Annotated in this window: 8 protein-coding genes, 1 tRNA gene, 2 rRNA genes and 4 pseudogenes (1 of these 15 cut by a window edge); 3 read left to right on the plus strand and 12 right to left on the minus strand. The window is 40.4% G+C overall.

Annotated features, from left to right (window positions below; all coding sequences use genetic code 11):
• The 7 genes and pseudogenes from Bho11B_RS00005 to groES form a co-directional block, all read right to left on the minus strand.
• Positions 1-536, minus strand: a pseudogene (locus Bho11B_RS00005) (GNAT family N-acetyltransferase); the annotation flags it as partial.
• Positions 537-607: 71 nt separating this feature from the next.
• Entirely contained in the window at positions 608-1,741 is a 1,134-nt protein-coding gene (locus Bho11B_RS00010) for a type III PLP-dependent enzyme (protein WP_078674122.1), read from the minus strand.
• Between the two features lie 629 nt (positions 1,742-2,370).
• A pseudogene (locus Bho11B_RS00015) lies at positions 2,371-3,276 on the minus strand (rhodanese-related sulfurtransferase).
• 382 nt (positions 3,277-3,658) lie between these two features.
• Positions 3,659-4,584: pseudogene (locus Bho11B_RS00020) on the minus strand (ferredoxin--NADP reductase).
• A 573-nt stretch (positions 4,585-5,157) separates the two neighbouring features.
• Positions 5,158-5,507 (minus strand): annotated as a pseudogene (locus tag Bho11B_RS00025) (zinc ribbon domain-containing protein YjdM).
• 201 nt (positions 5,508-5,708) lie between these two features.
• Positions 5,709-7,352 (minus strand): chaperonin GroEL, encoded by a 1,644-nt coding sequence (gene groL / locus Bho11B_RS00030; protein ID WP_035007459.1) that lies wholly within the window; start codon positions 7,350-7,352, stop codon positions 5,709-5,711.
• 56 nt (positions 7,353-7,408) lie between these two features.
• Positions 7,409-7,705, minus strand: a complete 297-nt coding sequence (groES, locus tag Bho11B_RS00035) for a co-chaperone GroES (protein ID WP_035007457.1) — start codon at positions 7,703-7,705, stop codon at positions 7,409-7,411.
• Between the two features lie 288 nt (positions 7,706-7,993).
• Here groES and fumC point away from each other — a divergent pair, with 288 nt between their 5' ends.
• Positions 7,994-9,382, plus strand: coding sequence for a class II fumarate hydratase (gene fumC / locus Bho11B_RS00040; RefSeq protein ID WP_035007456.1), 1,389 nt, complete (start codon positions 7,994-7,996; stop codon positions 9,380-9,382).
• A gap of 26 nt (positions 9,383-9,408) precedes the next feature.
• Here fumC and Bho11B_RS00045 read toward each other — a convergent pair whose 3' ends face one another.
• Positions 9,409-11,037, minus strand: a complete 1,629-nt coding sequence (locus Bho11B_RS00045; RefSeq protein WP_078673962.1) for an alpha-D-glucose phosphate-specific phosphoglucomutase — start codon at positions 11,035-11,037, stop codon at positions 9,409-9,411.
• Between the two features lie 207 nt (positions 11,038-11,244).
• On the opposite strand from Bho11B_RS00045, the gene Bho11B_RS00050 reads away from it, so the two are divergent.
• Positions 11,245-11,769, plus strand: coding sequence for a peroxiredoxin (locus Bho11B_RS00050; protein ID WP_035007454.1), 525 nt, complete (start codon positions 11,245-11,247; stop codon positions 11,767-11,769).
• 142 nt (positions 11,770-11,911) lie between these two features.
• Here the strand turns inward: Bho11B_RS00050 and hisS are convergent, their stop codons facing one another.
• Complete coding sequence (gene hisS, locus Bho11B_RS00055; protein ID WP_035007453.1) at positions 11,912-13,399, minus strand: histidine--tRNA ligase; 1,488 nt, start codon at positions 13,397-13,399, stop codon at positions 11,912-11,914.
• A 600-nt stretch (positions 13,400-13,999) separates the two neighbouring features.
• Here hisS and Bho11B_RS00060 point away from each other — a divergent pair.
• Positions 14,000-15,097 carry a TIGR04086 family membrane protein gene (locus Bho11B_RS00060; protein WP_078674114.1) on the plus strand — a complete coding sequence of 366 codons (1,098 nt, stop codon included), beginning with the start codon at positions 14,000-14,002 and terminating at the stop codon, positions 15,095-15,097.
• 550 nt (positions 15,098-15,647) lie between these two features.
• On the opposite strand, the gene Bho11B_RS00065 is transcribed toward Bho11B_RS00060, so the two are convergent.
• The 3 genes from Bho11B_RS00065 to Bho11B_RS00075 all read right to left on the minus strand — a co-directional run.
• Positions 15,648-15,724 (minus strand) — tRNA-Met (locus Bho11B_RS00065).
• Between the two features lie 88 nt (positions 15,725-15,812).
• Positions 15,813-15,927 (minus strand): 5S ribosomal RNA (gene rrf / locus Bho11B_RS00070).
• A gap of 87 nt (positions 15,928-16,014) precedes the next feature.
• Positions 16,015-17,500 (minus strand): 23S ribosomal RNA (locus Bho11B_RS00075); it runs 1,325 nt beyond the window's last position.

The raw sequence follows: 17,500 nt of genomic DNA on the forward strand, positions 1-17,500 counted from the left end.
CCACTTGAAACTAAAAGACCATGACATCCAATAAGATATTGAGGGATCAATTCCAAAGCTTGAAAACGATGTTTTTCATAAACTCCAGGCATAGCGAAATTTTTGTTAAATGACTTGAAAAACCAAAACGCTGATAAAATTCAGAATCTCCCACGAGGAAAATAGCACCATGGCCTAATTGTTTTGCTGTTTCAATTGAATGCTGCATTAAAACTGACCCAATGCCTAGACCAGAACACTCAGTTGCCACAGCTAAAGGCCCTAAAAGCAAAGCACCTTGAATCTCATTTTGCCCTTTGTGAAAAGTAATATTCCAAAGACGCACACTTCCTACGAGCTCATCAAGAAATTTTTAACAACAAAAGAAAGTCCAAAAGCTGGAAACCGCCGCAACGTAAAATTTCTGATGATTTATGCTTACGTTCTTCTCCCATGACCAAATCGAGAAGTTTCTCCCGATGAAGAGCATCGGCTTCTTGCTCAGACATAAGCGTAAAACGTGCACCATTTTTTGCTTGAAAATGAATCTTTTTCATCTCTGTTACCCATTAAACCGCACCTTAAACACCCCATTAGGCAAAAATAGAGAGGTACCTTATACAAAATCTCAAATTACATACGATCGTAAAGGTTCAAAACCATTAAATGCAACAGATGCATAAGTTGTTGTATAAGCACCGGTCCCATGAATCAAGAGTTCATCACCTATTGTTAAAGAAAGAGGAAGCAAATAAGGCGTTTTTTCATACATAATATCTGCCGAATCGCACGTCGGACCAGCTAAAATACATGGTTCCATTGCTTGATCATCATGAGCCGTTTCAATAGGATAGCGAATGGCTTCATCCATAGTTTCAGTCAGACCATTAAATTTGCCAATATCAAGATAAACCCAACGGACGTTATCATTTTTTCCTTTTTTAGAGATCAAAACAACCTCTGTGCGTATAACACCCGCATTACCTACCATCGCGCGCCCTGGCTCGATAATTGTTTCAGGAATACGATTCCCAAAATATTTTTTCAATGCATCAAAAATGGACATACCATAGGTTTGCACTGTTGGAATATCTTTCAAATAACGTGTCGGAAAACCACCGCCCATATTCACTAATTGCAACTGAATACCTTCTTGTTCCAAAGATTTAAAAACAAAAGCTGTATCCGATAAAGCACGATCCCATGCATTCAAATCTGTCTGCTGAGAACCCACATGAAAGGAAACACCATGGGCCTGCAGACCTAAGTGATGCGCATAACGTAAGACATCAACAGCCATAGAAGGAACACAGCCAAATTTTTGCGATAACGGCCACTCTGCTCCTTCTCCATCAGTAAGAACGCGGCAAAAAACACGAGCTCCCGGTGCAGCACGAGCAACTTTTTCTACTTCCTCAAAACAGTCAATGGCATAAAGTGAAATACCAAGCGCATGCGCACGCGCAATATCGCGCTCTTTCTTAATCGTATTACCAAAAGAAATACGATTAGCTGTAGCACCTGCCGCTAAAGCCATTTCAATTTCTGCTACAGAAGCAGCATCAAAAGACGATCCTAAAGAAACAAGCAAGCGCAAAATCTCAGGTGCTGGATTTGCTTTGATTGCATAGAAAATACGTGACTGTGGAAGAGCCTTTTCAAAATTTAAATAATTTTCATGAACAACATCAAGATCAACAACCAAACAGGGCCCTTCAGAACGATGCGTTGCAAGAAAATCGCGAATACGTTGCGTTGCCATTTGCACTTCTCCCTAGGGACAAGACATCCCTAACTTTACGCCAATGAGCAGCAAACGCTGCCAATAGCAAAAAAAACAAAAGACATACATCCACTCTCTCACCCGATTAAAAACAACCGGGAAGAAATAAGCATTGCATGCCACGAAAAAACAGCGCGAAAACCGCATTGTTCTACGTTGTCTGCCTTTTTGATTGGATTGAGAAGCCAATTCCGCACTGAGGCAATGAGGTGTGCCTCTTAGTTATCCAGCATTTGAACAGCTGGAAGACACCAGAAAGGCCCGCACGTCGTTGCTTCAAGATGTCCTCATTCTTTTGATTGGTCATAAGAATGACTGGAGCGGTTAGTTCCAGGTACCGTACCGGTTAATCCCACCATTTGAAACCAGCGGACACCCACAGGCACGTGCGACTTTGGGCAACATCGCGTATAAAGCCAATTTTTATTCATTTCAATCATTTTTTTAATTTAAAACTTTTTTAACTTTTAATCAAAAAATGATGCAAAAAGAAACATATCATCGGAAACAAGAACAAGCTTGTACCCTTATTATCTGTATATCTAACCATAAATTAGAGAATGTTCAGTCTTAAAATATTCTTTTTTAAAATGATATAAAAGAAGGCTTTATTGTTCACAATGAGGATACGCTGCACGCAATTTAATAATTGAAATTGTCTATGACGTTCCCGAAAGCGTTGTCTATCACTTCATCCCGGTATTATAACAAGCATCACAAGAGACACCTTCTTCATAATGAGAGGATAGCTTATCTTCAGCACTAAGAGGGGAACGACAGGCGCGACACAATTCGCGTCCACATTCTTCGAGACCATGTCCTACAGAAACACGCTCATCAAAAACGAAACACTCTCCCTGCCACAAACTGTTTCCTTTGGGATAGTTTCCAAATATTTGAGGATACCACCTTTTAAGTGATAAACTTGATCATAACCAAGGCTACGGACATAAGCGGTTGATTTTCACACCGAATACCCCCTGTACAAAACATAGCAATTTTCTTTTCTTTTTCAAATCGCTTTCATGTTCATAATCCACTCAGGAAATTCACGAAATGTTTTAATACAAGGATCAATGGCTCCTTGAAAACTCCCAAGCGCATATTCATAATCATTCCGTGTATCGATTAAAAGTGTTTCTTCATCTTGGATAAGAGCATTCCAGTCTTCAGGTGCTACATACGTTCCAACAACTTTTAACGGATTAACATCTTCAATCCCATTGTTACAATTTCTTTTTTAGCCGCACCTTCAAACGATGAAAAGGCATTTTTGAAGCCCATGAATATTAATCTCGGGCATTTGAAATGTAGGCTCTGCAGTGATAAAATCTATTAACTTTCAATTGCACTGCAGGAACCAGCAACAGTGCCGTTGATTCCCTCTTTTGCTAAAAGAAGAGTTCCCTTAATGCCATTGTCTGACATAAATTCAGCAAAGGCTTTTGCAATTGACTATAATGCTTCAAATCTGCAAAGCAATAAAGAGCAGCAACTTTAAATTTCTTTTCCATAACATCGACATAACGCGGGTTTTATTTAATTTCAAGAACTATTCGTCCTTTTCTTTATATTATTCTGTCATTTGCTTCTACACGCAGAATATCTTTTTATGAAAAGAGAACACCCTTATCAAAAGAAAATGACACTATCCCAGCATCACAGCTCCTCAGTTATTATGATTATAAAGGTAATTATTTTCCTACCCATAGGCGCATTTCAAATAAGAAAGACAGGACAAGTTATGCATATCTTCATTTTCAGCCGAAGTTGCTGATGAAATCACTCTTCTTCAAATCCTGAATTATCTTTTGTTCAAATATAATTTTTCTTACAGAAAGCTATAATAATATAAGAATACCTTACCACTTTCTGTGTTCATCTAATAAATAGAGTTCACAAAGAGAATTTATTGAAATGTTTCCTCATATCGATCGGAATGGAAAAATTAAAAACGAATGAGCACCTTTTATTCTGTAAAACAGGTTGCTCTTTATCCCACAAAGGCCGTTCCACAACATAAGTCGCCGGGGCATTATTGGCTCCTTCAACAAGACCAAAGGTTTCACATATCCTAGCACAATCTTTCAGCATTGCCATCGAACCACAAATCATAACACGGTCTTCCGTAGGATTGATTTTCGGCAATCCAGTTCTTTCAAAAAAAGCACCGCTTTCCATAACAGTGGTAATGCGTCCCATATATTCTGAAGGTTCGCGGGTGGTCATAGGATAAAATTTCAACTGTTTTACATATTCACCAACTAACGGATCATGCTCTAAAGAAGCAACAAGATCTTTCGCATATGTCAGTTCATTACACACACGTGTTGTTTGAATAAGCACCACCTGGGAAAATTTTCATATGTTTCGGGATCACGAATAAGACTTGCAAAAGGAGCAACACCTGTCCCTGTTGAAAGAAGATAAAGACGTTTTCCAGGGATAAGAGCATCAAGAACTAAAGTTCCAGTCGATTTTTTACGCATTAAAACTGTATCACCAATTTTAATTTTTTGAAGATGTTCTGTTAATGGTCCTCCTGGAACCTTGATCGAAAAAAATTCGAGCTGTTCATCCCAATATGGGCTTGCAATTGAATAAGCGCGATAAATTGGCTTTTCTGCATTCGGCAAACCAATCATAACAAATTCGCCCGAACGAAAACGAAAGCTTTCCGGACGATTAAGGCGAAATTTAAATAAATTATCCGTATAATGATGAACCTCTTGAACAGTAAGCGCAAACACATTTTCAGGAATTGGAAAATTTAAAGCAACATTCTCGATATTTGACTGAACATTGGTTGCTGATGCGCTCATAAATTCTTCCTTATATTTTGATACAACATTTAATAATACATTTTATAAATAGTATAATCCCTGCATAATCATCTACTGATATTTTTTTACAATATAAACTATTGATTCAATAGTTTATATACTGAATTAAGGATAGATATGTATTATACCATGAATGCAAAAGGAAAAAAATGGAATAACGAATAGTAAAGTCAAGTGCAACAGTAATAACTGTAATCTTATAGAATTCCGATAAAAGATATTTTGTCTCTCATTCGGCATCCATTGCATTCTTCACCAATGACTTAAATTCTTAACAAACAAGATCCAAAACACAATACTATTTTACTATTATGCTCTCTCTTCTTTTACTGACTCTGCTCATAAACTTTTGATATGAATAACTATTTTTTCAAAAACTTATGGAGTGCATAAAAAACAGTACAGGAAGAAAAGAAGAATATTTCTCTCTCTATAATAAAGAGCAAGTAAGAATTGGATACTTTCTTGCAAAATAAAAATGAGTATTTTGACGCTCTTTTCTCTCTCTTCCTTCCTTTTATTATTGAAAAAGAGAGCATCAGTGTAGGATGATCATTTTTTGGTATTAAACTTTTTTACAAATTCTGACTTTAAAGCCATCTGACCAATTCCAGGTATTTTGCAATCAATATTATGATTTCCCTCTACCAAACGAATATTCTTAACCTTTGTACCGCTTTTAAAACAGATGAAGACCCCTTCACTTTAAGATCTTTAATGACCATCACGCTATCACCATTTGCTAAAAGCTGACCATTAACATCATAAACTTCAAAAGAGATAGGAAGCTTTTCATTCTTGTTTTGAGGCCACTCATGCGCACATTCAGGACAAATAAAATGACCATTGTCTTCATAAGTATAAAGACCATCACACTGAGGACACTGAGGCAATTGAGTCATACATCCCGCCTTTGTTCAAGAGAAATTATTGATCGTAAATCATGCATCCAATAAAACAAGAAAAAAGATCTATTGAACACAAGATATACTGAAATGAGCAAAGCAAAAATTTGTTAGCTGATTTGGTCATAAAATGAAAGAACAAGCATAAGAAAAACGGGCCAGTAGGCCCGTTTTTCTTTTATCTTTGACGAAGGCGACTTAGAAATCCATTCCGCCCATTCCGCCCATTCCACCACCGCCCATTGGAGGCATTGGTGTCTCTTTCTTTGGAAGTTCAGCAACCATTGCTTCTGTTGTGATAAGAAGGCTTGCAATCGATGCAGCATTCTGTAAAGCAGAACGGACAACTTTTACTGGGTCAACAATTCCTAAAGCAATCAAGTCACCAAATTGCCCTGTCGCGGTATTGTAACCAAACGTATCTGAATTATTTTCCAGCACCTTGCCAACAATAATTGCCGCTTCTTCACCTGCATTCATCGCGATTTGACGTGCTGGCGCTTGTAAAGCACGGCGTACAATGTGGATACCAGCCTCTTGATCAGGATTCTTTCCTTTGACAGTCAATGCATTTGCAGCACGCAAGAGTGCAGTTCCACCACCAGCAACAATACCTTCTTCTACAGCTGCTCGTGTTGCATTCAAGGCATCATCAACACGGTCTTTCTTTTCTTTCACTTCAACTTCTGTTGCACCACCAACACGAATAACGGCAACACCACCAGCAAGTTTTGCGAGTCTTTCTTGCAGTTTTTCACGATCATAGTCAGAAGTTGTTTCTTCAATCTGTGCTTTAATCTGGTTAACACGTGCAGTAATTTCAGCCTTATGCCCAGCACCATCAATAATGGTTGTGTTTTCTTTAGTGATATTAACTTTCTTTGCACGTCCAAGCATATCTAAGGTAACATTTTCAAGCTTAATGCCAACATCCTCAGAAATAACCTGACCCGATGTTAAGATAGCAATATCTTCTAACATCGCTTTACGGCGATCACCAAATCCTGGAGCTTTAACAGCAGCGATTTTCAAACCACCACGCAATTTATTAACCACGAGGGTTGCCAAAGCCTCACCTTCCACATCTTCTGCGATAATAAGGAGAGGTTTACCGGATTGCACAACTGCTTCAAGAACAGGAAGCAAAGATTGCAAATTAGACAGTTTCTTTTCGTGAATCAGGATATAAGGATCATCAAGATCAGCAACCATCTTTTCAGCATTTGTCACAAAGTAAGGAGACAAATAGCCACGGTCAAATTGCATACCTTCAACAACTTCTAATTCAGTTTCAGCTGTTTTCGCTTCTTCCACTGTGATGACGCCTTCATTGCCCACTTTTTCCATAGCATCGGCAATCATTTTCCCAATTTCAACAGCACCATTTGCGGAAATCGTTGCAACTTGCGCAATTTCTGCTGAAGTTTGAATTTTTTTTGCTTTTTTGAAAAGATTTTCAACGACTTCTTCAACAGCTGCATCAATCCCACGCTTGAGACACATTGGGTTCATCCCAGCAGCAACAGCCTTTACACCTTCTTGTACGATTGCTTGTCCTAAAACAGTAGCTGTTGTTGTTCCATCACCTGCAATGTCATTGGTTTTCGAAGCCACTTCACGCAACATTTGCGCGCCCATATTTTCGAACTTATCTTCCAATTCAATTTCTTTTGCAACAGATACACCATCTTTTGTAATACGAGGCGCGCCAAATGATTTATCAATTACCACATTGCGCCCTTTAGGGCCGAGCGTTACCTTAACAGCATTAGCAAGGATATCAACACCGCGCAATAAACGCTCACGCGCTTCACGGCCAAATTTGACTTCTTTAGCAGCCATTTAATTTCTCCTTGGAGTTGTCTTAAATAATCAAATAAAATAATTGAGAAATTGGATTAACCCAAAATTCCCATAATATCAGACTCTTTCATGATTAAGAGGTCTTCACCATTAATCTTAACTTCAGTTCCAGACCATTTGCCAAACAAGACGCGGTCTCCTGCTTTCACTTCTAGAGGAACGCGCTTTCCATTATCGTCGAGAGCACCATTCCCAACCGCAATAATTTCACCCTCTTGAGGTTTTTCCTTTGCTGTATCAGGGATGATAATCCCACCAGCTGTTTTATTTTCAGATTCAACCCGACGAACAACGACACGATCGTGAAGTGGGCGGAATTGTATATTAGCCATGTTTTATATCCTTAAAACTTAATATAACTGAATTAATCTTAAGTTCCTATTAGCACTCTCTTGCGACGAGTGCTAACAATAAAACAAATATAAAAATGCCTTGTTACAATGTCAAGGGTTCTCAATAAAAATTAATCTGCACCTTTTTGTCGTCCTCCGTTTTCTCTCGTGGAAAATTTGAGCAATAGTCTTGTTAACTGTTTTCCATTATAAAAAATTTTAGCACTTAATTTTTCTTTGATTAATCTATAGTATAAAAAACTTAAATGAATCATCATAGGGGTCGTCATGCTTACAACTCGTCAAGAAACTGATAGTTTTGGAACAATCGCCGTACGTAATGATCGTTATTGGGGAGCACAAACGGAACGTTCCCTTCATCATTTTAATATAGGGATAGAAAAACAACCCTTGACCGTAATTTATGCCTTAAGTCTTATTAAAAAAGCCGCAGCTCTCGTTAATATGGAAAAAGGAAAACTTCCGCAAAATATCGGGCAAACGATTGTTACTGCAGCTGATGAAGTCCTTGCAGGAAAATTCGATGCTCATTTTCCTCTTTCTGTTTGGCAAACAGGCTCCGGCACACAAAGCAATATGAATGTCAATGAAGTCATTGCCAACCATGCTAATGTCCTTTTGGGAGGAGCTCTTGGAAGCAAAACACCAGTTCACCCGAATGATCATGTGAATATGAGCCAATCCTCTAACGATTCCTTTCCCACAGCCTTACATATTGCCACCACACTGCAAACACGCCAACATCTGTTACCAGCTCTTGATGCCCTTATTGCGAGCCTACAGAAAAAAGAAAAAGAATTTACCGACATCATCAAAATCGGGCGAACCCATACTCAAGATGCAACACCTCTTACATTAGGACAAGAATTTTCAGGCTATCGTACCGCTCTAGAAGCCAATCGCACACGAATTGAAACAGCACTCACCGATGTTCAAATGCTTGCTCAAGGAGGCACAGCCGTCGGAACAGGTCTCAATGCTCCATCGGGCTTTGATAAAGCATTTGCCGAAACAATAAGCACTCTTACAGGGATCCCTTTCAAAACCGCTCATAATAAATTTGAAGCGCTCGCTCATCACGGAGCTCTTACGCATTTTCATGGCAGCCTCAATGCCTTAGCAGCTGACCTGTTCAAAATTGCCAATGACATTCGTTTCTTAGGATCGGGACCTCGTTCAGGATTAGGTGAGTTGAACCTTCCAGAAAATGAGCCAGGTTCTTCTATCATGCCGGGAAAAGTCAATCCAACACAATGTGAAGCTTTGACCATGGTTGCTTGCCAAGTCTTTGGCAACCATAGCTGCATCACATTTGCTGCCAGCCAAGGACATTTTGAACTCAATACCTATAAGCCAGTTATTGGATATAATGTATTGCAATCACTTAATCTTTTAGGAGATTGTATGCGCTCTTTTGAGACATATTGTATCCAAGGATTACAAGCAAATAGAGAGCATATTCACGCTTTGATGGAACGTTCTCTCATGTTGGTTACTGCTCTTGCTCCAGAAATTGGATATGAAAAAGCCGCTGAAATTGCTAAAACAGCCTATAAAAATGGGACAAGTCTCCGTGAAGAAGCTTTAAAAGCAGGTGTTTCTGCTGCTGATTATGATCGACTTGTTGATCCTCAAAAGATGATTCATCCACAATAAGAGAAGAATTATTGCCAAAAAAACGTTTATGTAATAATATCGGGCTGTTCTCGTCCTAAATGATGTTTGATTTTTAACACCTCAAAAGCAGCTTGCTTTAAAGGATGAAGAGCTTGTTGTGGATCTTGATTATGCTTACGGGGATCTCCCTCATACTGTTCAAGATAAAGCCGAACAAGAGCTCCTGTTGTTCCCGTCCCAGAAAGACGAACCACTAAACGTGCCCCATTGTCAAAAAAAATACGGACCCCTTGCCGTATACTCACACTATGATCAATGGGGTCATGATAAATAAAATCATCGGCCTTTTCGACCGTTAATCCAGCTACTTTTGTTCCTGGCTCTGGTAAGCATGCGGATAATTGTTCTACCATTGCAAAAGCTTTGTGGGACTCCACCTCTTCATAATCATATCGTGAAAAATAAAAACGTCCATAGGTACGCCAATGCTGTTGAGCAATTTGCGCCACTGTTTTTTTTGTAACAGCAAGAAGATTCAACCAGAATAAAACAGCCCATAATCCATCCTTTTCGCGCACATGATCCGACCCTGTGCCAAAGCTTTCTTCCCCACAAAAAGTTATTTTTCCAGCATCAAGGAGTGTTCCGAAAAATTTCCACCCCGTTGGCGTTTCAAACAAATTCAATCCTTTTTTCTCTGCAACGCAATCGACAGCACGCCCAGTTGGCATAGAGCGTGCAACGCCCACAAGACCTCGTCGATATCCTTTAATTAAAGAAGCATGATCAGCCATAATCGCAAGAGAATCAGAAGGAGTGATAAATTGTTGGCGACCAATAATAAGATTACGATCTCCATCGCCATCAGAAGCAGCTCCCAAGTCAGGCCCTTTCTCTGACATTAATAAATCATATAAATCCTTAGCATGAACCAAATTCGGATCTGGATGTTTGCCACCAAAATCCGGTAAAGGTATTCCATGAACAACTGTTCCTTCAGGAAATCCTAAGCATTTTTCAAAAATTTCTTGCGCATAAGGGCCCGTCACAGCATGCATTGCATCAAACCGGAAGTTTAATCCTTCAGAAACCGCTTGAGCAATACACTCAAAATCAAAAATTTCCTGCATCAGCGCACTATAATCTGCAACGGGATCGATCACATCAACCTGCATAGACCCAATAAATACCGTTCCTTGCCTATCTAAATTGATCTCTGAAACGTCAACAATTTTATAAAAAGACAAATGTTGTGATGCAGCAAAAATAGCATTACACAAAGAAGTAGGTGCTGGTCCCCCATGAGAAATATTATATTTTATCCCGCAATCACCCTGTTCTCCTCCAGGATTATGACTTGCCGAGAAAATAATACCACCATGAGCATGATACTTGCGAATAAGATGCGAAACAGCAGGTGTAGATAAAATCCCTCCTTTACCGACTTTAATACATCCAACACCATTGGCAGCAGCCATTTTTAACACGATCTGAATAAGTGTCCGATTTAAATAGCGTCCATCTCCTCCCAAAATGAGCAATTTTCCCTTAAGAGGTCCCACAGTATTAAAAATAGATTGAATAAAATTTTCAACATAATGAGGCTGTTGAAAAGTCGATACCTTTTTGCGCAAACCAGACGTTCCAAGCTTTTGATCTTTAAAAGCCGTTGTCGAAATAATATTCACCGTCATGAAATAATATTCGCCGTCATACTGACACCTGCAAAGCATAATGACTTAATTGAAACATGAATACTCCCTTAAAATTGATTATTAATTTCTCTTGACGCAAACATAAAATACCTGCAAATTAAAGAAACTATACGACATCCTTAAAGATAAAACAAAACTCAAAATTGTCGGAAATACCCTTCTTATATAAAGCACAGGAGTGCAATCATGTTTAGAAAAAAAGTTCCCAATGTTACCTTCCACACACGTGTTCGTGATGAATCAGTGAGTGGCGATAATCCTTATCGGTGGCAAGATGTCAACAGCGACACTTATTTCAAAGGAAAACGGGTTATTCTTTTCTCCCTGCCCGGAGCCTTTACACCTACTTGCTCAACTTTTCAACTTCCTGATTTTGAAAAACTCTATGATGAATTTAAAAAAGTAGGTATTGATGAAATTTATTGCGTTTCCGTAAATGATGCTTTCGTTATGAATGCATGGGGAAAAGACCAAGGCATTAAAAATGTGAAACTTATTCCCGATGGATCGGGTGAATTTACACGGAAAATGGGAATGTTGGTTGCCAAAGATAATATCGGTTTTGGTATGCGGTCATGGCGCTATGCTGCTGTGATTCAGGATGGCATAATTGAACAATGGTTTGAAGAGCCAGGCATATCAGACAATTGTGCCACAGATCCTTACGAAGTCTCCTCACCACAAAATATTTTAAAGATCCTACAAGGGTAATTGTAGCGGTTATTTTCCCAGTAGCGGTTATTTTCCCACCTGATTTTTCCCTCCCTTCCCTTATTTTTTATATAAAAAAGGGAAGGGATTTTTAAGTTTTTTCCGTTCCTAAAGATTTTATGATTTTTGAGCCTTAAAGATTCTATGATCTTTGAGAAACGAGAATATTTTGAACTGTTTGAACGAGTTGATCTTCATCGACAGTTATTTGTGCTGGTCGACTCTCACGCCATGTTTGATTATCTTTAATTTCGTGGGATAAACGTGCTCCCTCGACCAAATCTTTGATCTGAATTTTTCCTTCTTGGCGCTCTTGTGCCCCCTGAATAACTACACACGGCGCACGACGCCGATCAGCATATTTCATCTGTGCTTTAATCCCTGATGCACCTAAATAGAGTTCAGATCGAATCCCCGCTTGGCGTAAACGCATGACCATTTTTTGATAGCGTACGAGAGCTTCTGGTTCTTTATCCATCATTAAAACCACAACGGGACCTATCGTTTCCTTCACAGGAAGTTTGCCAAGATTTTGCAAAGCAGATATCAAACGTGAAACACCAACAGAAAAACCTGTTGCTGGAATATTTTCCCCACGAAAGCGAGCAACCAGCCCATCGTAACGTCCCCCTCCACCAACAGATCCAAACACAACTTTTTGCCCATCATCATTAAAAATATCAAAAAGTAGAGCAGCTTCAAAAACAGGTCCTGTATAATATTCTAATCCTCGCACAACTGATGGATCAATTTTGATACGGTTCTGATAGCCATTTTCAGCAAAAATCGCTTGCATTTCTTCAAGCTCACAGAGACCTTCAAGCGCTTGATCACTATGCTCAACCATCTTTTTCAGATTATCAATTGTTTCCTCAGCTGTCTCAGCACTAACAGCCATCAAAGCAAGAACACACTCAATTTCTTTGTCCTTTAGTCCCGCTCCTTTGGTAAAATCACCACTTTCATCCAAACGCCCCTGCCCTAAAAGCAAGCGAACCCCTTCTGAACCAAATTTATCGAGCTTATCAATAGCTCTCAGAACAGTTAAGCGTTTCTCCTCCTGCTCCTTTCCGCCAAGACCAATCAATCCCAAAACGCCGTCCAAGATCTTCCGATTATTCAAACGAATAACATAATCTTCCTGCTGAATCCCTAATCTTTCTAGACTATCTGCTGCCATCATGCAGATTTCTGCATCAGCCAACACCGTTGGTGCCCCAACAATATCGGCATCAAATTGCATAAATTGTCGAAAACGTCCTGGTCCTGGCTTCTCATTCCGAAAAACTGGCCCATAACGATAGCTTCGATAGGGCTTAGGTAAAGTTTCAAAATTCTCGGAAAAATAACGAGCTAACGGAGCAGTCAAATCATAGCGTAAAGACATCCATTGCTCATCATCATCTTGCAAAGAAAAAACACCCGCATTTGGTCGATCTGAATCGGGCAAGAATTTACCAAGAACATCCGTATATTCAAAAATCGGCGTTTCCAATGCCTCAAAACCGTAAAGTTCATAAACCTCACGAATTTGAGCAACCATTGTTTCAATACTATATAATTGCGCGCTTGTGCGGTCAATAAAACCGCGGGGTAAACGGGCTTTTGTTCTTTCTTGTTTCATAGCCATTGTTTTTCTCTAGCAGCAATAGCAGCAATGTGTCTTGATAGATCACTGTGTCTATCTTATCATAACAAACGCTGCAACGATTTTATATAATTGCGGTTATACACCACCACAATATCACCTCTATCACCAACTTAATGATATCAATTTTTTCCCTAAACGTGCCATCAAAGAAGCTAAAAAACAACATATAATCAAAAAGCTTTATCTCATAAAATCTTTCCTCACGCTTTTAAAATCATTCTCTTAAGGCCTTTTCCAATTTCTTATTTGATATTTAATTATTGTATATTTGGATTATTTTTCTGTTATCTGTTGCTTACTTTAAAATGCTCAGCGAGTTGACAGTTTTTGTTTTTTTTCATTTTTATGTTTTTTTGTATGGTTTCTCCTTTTGAAGAAGTCTGAGCAATATTGTTTGTGTGATTTTCTTTTTTCACAGTGCGGAGTGAGATAGGCTATACTTGTTGCGTATTATTTTGTCTCCTTCTTAAGCTTTTTAGCATTTTGATTTCAGTTTGTTTTTTCCTTTTTTCATTTTTTTTGGAACTTGCATTGGTTTTTCTCATTTTAAGTTTAAGAATTATTGAAGGAGAGAGAGATATGGAAACGCGGATCCCAACGAAGCATCCCTTAGAGCGACATTTTACAGGCGAATTTTCTTTAGAGACGGAAAGTTGTCACTATAGACCGTCTGTTTTATCTTGGTCCTCGATTTTTGCTGGATTACTAACGCTTTTAGCAACATCGGTTTGTTTTTCATTTTTGTTAGCAGCCTTAGGCTTAAACCAAATGACCTTTTTTTCTCCCTTTTCACTAGAGAAGAGTTTTCTCTCTGTTGGGGTGAGTTCAATTTTTATTTTTTGTCTAAGCTTTGGTCTTGGAGGTTATGTTGCTGGTCGTTTTTCGGATCACTCAGGAGCGCTTCACGGTTTTTTGACCTGGGCCCTTTTTATGCTTTTGGTGGCGCTCCAAAGTGCAATTTTACTTTCTGGCGCAGCTCATTTAGGCGCTAAGACTGTTTCAGGAGTTGCAACAACAACGAAACAAGCGATCAGTGATTTTAGTTCAGAAGGTGGCAAACTTGTTCCTCTCACAGACCGTAAAAATTTTGAGGATTTTTTCAACGATAAAAGGAATGCTCTGTTTGATTTTAACAAACTCAGCAATGACTTACAGGCACTTTTAAATAAAAGTGATATTCCAGCCCTCAATCCGGACAATCTCTATAACGCTTATAGAGAATCAGTCAAAGACCTTCGTTCTACCATCACATCTTTTAAGAATGATCCTTCTAACTATCGTCTTTTGGTTAAACAACTCGGCGAACGCCTTTCGGATCGTGTTAAAAAGCTGAACACCCAGATTGATCGTCGCGATGTCATCCATCAGCTGACAAACAATGGACTATCACAAGCTGAAGCAGAAAATACTGCAGAACGTGCGATTGATATTTATCAAACAGCGAACAAAAAAACTAAAGAAGCTATTCAATCACTGAACAAACAGGTAGAAGCTCTCTCGCAGAATGCTCCTACTCATAAAGGAGCCCAAAACAGTTTTGCAATTGCGGATAAAGCCATAAGCACAGCTTCTAAGATTGGATTGTGGAGTTTTTTTGCGAGCCTTCTTGGTGCTGTAATTGCCAGCATTTCTGGATATTATGGTCATAAGAGACGGTCTCATTCTTACACATTGTAAAATTTCGATTTTGAGACAAAAGAGGCTGATCAACCTTTAAGAACTCTACAAAGTAAAACCAGCTTTACAAAAGCTGCACCACGTGTGCAGCTTTTTTATTAAAGACCCTTTTTCTTTGAAGCGACCTGGGTATTTTCCCTCATGATGCACCATGCCATCAAAACGGACGTCTCATCTGAGACGGATCCTCTTCCCGCTTCTCTCTTGGCGTCTCGGTACATTGATTTGAAGCGACCTGGGTATTTTCCCTCATGACGCATCCATGCCTTCAAAACGGACGTCTCATCTGAAACGGATCCTCTTCCCGCTTCTCTCTTGACGTCTAGTACATTGATTTGAAGTGACCTGGATATTTTCCCTCATGATGCATCATGCCTTCAAAACGGATGTCTCACCTGAGAAGGATCTTTTTCCAGTGGTTTTTTATTATTCCCCCAACAACACCGCTCCAAAGAGGAAGGAGTCTTTTTTTGTGTTGGATCGCCTACCGATCTCTTGTCGCGTTTATTTTAAGGATTATTTTATTGATACAAACTTATTGATCCGAGACTGGTTGCGGGGGCAGGATTTGAACCTGCGGCCTTCAGGTTATGAGCCTGACGAGCTACCGGGCTGCTCCACCCCGCGTCACGGAAGAATTGTCGCAGAAAGGATACGACGATTTTTAGATATTTTTTTGAAGAGTGTTGAAGAATTCTTTCTATGCGCTTAGCAGACCTGGCAGCGACTTACTCTCCCGTGCCTTAAGACAAAGTACCATCAGCGCTGGAACGTTTCACGGCCGAGTTCGGGATGGGATCGGGTGCAGGCGCTCCGCCATAACCACCAAGTCAGCGAAAAGCATAGAAAGGAAAGAGAAGTTGTCTTATTGCTATTTTAATTTGTTTTGTTTTTTTAAATGAATAGAGGGAATGAGAACGATCAAGCCTATCGAACGATTAGTATCAGTAAGCTTCATATGTTACCATACTTCCACACCTGACCTATCAACGTGGTGGTCTACCACGGTTCTCAGGGAATACTCGTTTTCAGGTGGGTTTCCCGCTTAGATGCCTTCAGCGGTTATCCCGTCCGTATATAGCTACCCTGCTATGCGGCTGGCGCCACAACAGGTCCACCAGAGATACGTCCATCCCGGTCCTCTCGTACTAGGGACAGATCCTGTCAATATTCCTACACCCACGGCAGATAGGGACCGAACTGTCTCACGACGTTCTGAACCCAACTCACGTACCGCTTTAAATGGCGAACAGCCATACCCTTGGGACCTGCTCCAGCCCCAGGATGCGATGAGTCGACATCGAGGTGCCAAACAACCCCGTCGATATGGACTCTTGGGGGTCATCAGCCTGTTATCCCCGGCGTACCTTTTATCCGTTGAGCGATGGCCCTTCCACACGGGACCACCGGATCACTATGACCGTCTTTCGACTCTGCTCGACTTGTCAGTCTCACAGTCAGGCAGGCTTATGCCATTACACTCAACAAACGATTTCCGACCGTTCTGAGCCTACCATCGCGCGCCTCCGTTACTCTTTAGGAGGCGACCGCCCCAGTCAAACTACCCACCATACACTGTCCTGGATCCGGATAACGGACCGCAGTTAGACATCCATGTCGATAAGGGTGGTATTTCAAGGACGACTCCACAAAGGCTTGCGCCCCTGCTTCAAAGTCTACCACCTATCCTACACATATCGCCACAAATGCCAGTGTAAAGCTATAGTAAAGGTGCACGGGGTCTTTCCGTCTAACCGCAGGAACCCCGCATCTTCACGGGGAATTCAATTTCACTGAGTCTACGTTGGAGACAGCGGGGAAGTCGTTACGCCATTCGTGCAGGTCGGAACTTACCCGACAAGGAATTTCGCTACCTTAGGACCGTTATAGTTACGGCCGCCGTTTACTGGGGCTTCAATTCAATGCTTGCACATCTCCTCTTAACCTTCCAGCACCGGGCAGGCGTCAGACCCTATACATCGTCTTGCGACTTCGCAGAGCCCTGTGTTTTTGGTAAACAGTCGCTACCCCCTGGTCTGTGCCACCCTTTAACGGTTGCCCGCTAAAGGGTCACGCTTCTTCCGAAGTTACGCGTGCAATTTGCCGAGTTCCTTCAACGTAGTTCTCTCAAGCGCCTTAGTATTCTCTACCTGTCCACCTGTGTCGGTTTCGGGTACGGTCTATACGTGGGAGCTATTTCCTGGAATTCCTTCACTGCAAGATCAATCCAATAAGACCTTACAATTTACGCAATCCGTCACTTCCCACAGGTCCACGAATATTAACGTGGTTCCCATCGACTACGCCTTTCGGCCTCGCCTTAGGGGCCGACTCACCCTGCTCAGATTAACTTTAAGCAGGAACCCTTGGACTTTCGGCGAGGGAGTCTCTCACTCCCTTTAT

This window comes from Bartonella sp. 11B (assembly GCF_002022625.1).
Taxonomy (GTDB): Bacteria; Pseudomonadota; Alphaproteobacteria; order Rhizobiales; family Rhizobiaceae; genus Bartonella; species Bartonella rochalimae.